The following is a 2,417-nucleotide window of genomic DNA, read 5'->3' as shown; positions in this document are numbered from 1 at the left end:
AGCGTGGGGTCTCCATGGGTCACCGCAACCCCTGCTGGCGGCCAACACACCGCACTTCAGTGGTGTGCCCCCCCCAAAAAAGGGGGGTGGCGCCCCCGACGCGTACACTCGGCCGGCGTTCCGGTCGGCGGTGTCCGGCCGTCGTGTGCGTGGTCGGCGTGCAGGGTGCGGGGCAGGCCGACGAGCTCCAGGAGGCGTTGGGCCTGGGCGGAGGCGGCGACGATGTCGAATCCGGCGCCCGCCTGGACGGCGGCGTTGCGGGCGGCCAGCAGTGCTTTGAGGCCCATGAACCAGCGTCACGCGGTGGAACGCGCGATGCGGAAACCTACGTCGTCGACTTGGAAGGTCGGGTGGCTGCGGCGCCGGACAGAGGCCCGGCAACTCCAGTGTTCATCGAACCAGCCGCCGCCGCGGAGTACGCGGTAGGTGCCGTAGACCTCGGCGTCGTAGACGTCCCAGCACCAGTCCCAGACGTTGCCGAGCATGTCGTAGAGGCCCCACGGGTTGGGGCGCTTTCCGCCGACGGCGTGGATGCGCTCGTGCGAGTTGCCCCGGTGCCACGCGATCTCGTCGAGCGGCCCGTACCGCGGGCCGCTCGTGCCGGCCCGGCAGGCGTGCTCCCACTCGGCTTCGGTCGGCAGCCGGTACCCGTCGGCGGACGCGTCCCAATCGACGCCTTCACTGTCGGCACGGAAATGGTAGGCGGGCGTGAACCCGTCGCGCAGGGACAAGGTGTTGCAGAACCGTGCCGCGTCCCACCAGGAAACGCACTCGACGGGCAACAGGTCCCCACGGGCGGTGCTCGGTAGCTGGCCGGTGACCTGTGCGTACAACGCCTGGGTGACCGGGAACGCCCCGAGTTGGTAGGGCGGGATCTCGACCGACCAACTGCGCTGTGTCCGCCGGTCCGACAGTGTTGCCTGCCCCGGCGGGATGGCTACCATCTTGCTCCCCCAAGCGAGAACGTCCACGATCAGGGATCCTACAGAGACGCGTCAGAGCGCCACGGCGGGCGCCGGGCAAGATCATCTAAGACGGCCACCGGCAACAAGGCGCGCGTGACCGGGACCCATCGAGACTCGCGGCGACCAAGCGACTTCGGGCCGTCCGATCGCCGCGAGGTTGAACGGCAACCTGGTATTGAGGTCAGCGGACCGCGCGTATCGCTTTGCGGAGCGCGAGGCGGAGGGACGCGACGGTCTCCTCCGTTGCGGTCAGTTGCCTGGTGAGTTCGTCGGTGTGGCTTGCGCAGGCGGTGGCGTCCCTGACCAGCGCCTGATTACCTCGTTCGAGGTCCTGGATGCGGCGGACGAGTTCGGCCTGGCCACGTTGTCGATCTGGGCTCCCAGTGCCAGTTGGAGGCGGCGCCGGACGGCGTTGCGTTCCTTCTTGAGGTCTTTGATCTCCTCGCGCGAGTGCGAGGTCGGTGTGCAGGCTGGCGGGTGTGGCGCGTTGTCGGGGGTGACCGCTGCGGCGGGGGCACGCGCGGCCTGGTCGGCCATGGCCTCCCGGACGGCTGCTTTGGCGGCGCGGTTGTTGTAGAGGAACCAGGTCGACACGTTCGCGTGCCTCGCGACGTGTGCGAAGGTCCCGCTGCCCGCTGTGGAGGAGATCGGCGACGGCGCTCCGTGCGCGTTCGGTTTTGGCGTTGCTGCGCACAGGACGGCGCCAGGCCTCAGGCGGCGAACGCCGCGAACGGCACCACACCTAGCACCACGAGCCGACCAGGATCCGGCGTCCGTGCACGGTCAGCCGGGCGTTACGGGGGAGACGAAGACCTCCGTGTGTGGTGTGGAGCTTAGACACCTCCACCACACCGGAGGTCTTCGCCGTGTTCAAGACCCGCCAACGTCAACAACGCTCGTGATCAATACACCTGGGCCGAGGCAGGTTCCTCCACGGTCCCGCGCGGGAGGGTGACGGCCATCATGTAGCCGGGGGTGTCCACGATGAGGCGGTGCCATCGCCCGCGCGGGACGATGGCAGCCGTTCCCGGTGTCAGCCGAATCTCCTCGTCCGTGTCGCCCGACCGCTCGGGGCGGAAGACGATGCGAATTTCGGCAGTAATGCAGGAGACGAATTCGTCCGCATCCGGGTGGAGTTCCCACAGGTCACTGTGGACGTCGGCTTCGCTCTCCGCGTGCATCACCGCCAGCAGCCAGCCGTCGAGTTCAGCCCCGGCCGCCATGGCCGCGTGCGCGGTCTGGATTCCGCCGTCGGGCCGGAGGTGGACGGGGGATGAGAAGAGGTCGATCGGGGGCGTGGGCATGGCGGGACGTCCTTTCCGCAGGTGCTTTCGGTGGTGTGGGGTGCAGGCGGCCTGGTCAGGCGTACATCGCCACGTTGTAGAAGGTCGCAAGCGCGTCGTCGATGGGGTGGGGCTGCGGCCTACCGGAGGCGTCGAGCCTGTTCCACCT

3 protein-coding genes are annotated in these 2,417 nt (G+C 68.8%); all 3 read right to left on the bottom strand.

Features of this window, described 5'->3' with window-relative positions:
- Positions 1-296: 296 nt before the first annotated feature.
- Positions 297-944: a formylglycine-generating enzyme family protein gene (locus tag ACWD12_RS40955; protein ID WP_450103945.1), complete on the bottom strand. Its 648-nt coding sequence runs from the start codon at positions 942-944 to the stop codon at positions 297-299.
- A gap of 270 nt (positions 945-1,214) precedes the next feature.
- Complete coding sequence (locus ACWD12_RS40950; RefSeq protein ID WP_450103944.1) at positions 1,215-1,559, bottom strand: hypothetical protein; 345 nt, start codon at positions 1,557-1,559, stop codon at positions 1,215-1,217.
- A gap of 308 nt (positions 1,560-1,867) precedes the next feature.
- A complete protein-coding gene (locus tag ACWD12_RS40945) occupies positions 1,868-2,269 on the bottom strand; it encodes a cupin (RefSeq protein WP_450103943.1) in 402 nt (133 codons plus the stop codon).
- Positions 2,270-2,417 lie beyond the last annotated feature (148 nt).

This window comes from Streptodolium elevatio, assembly GCF_053592165.1.
The sequence above is the reverse complement of the archived record's forward strand: the minus strand, read 5'-3'. Positions and strand labels throughout refer to the sequence as shown.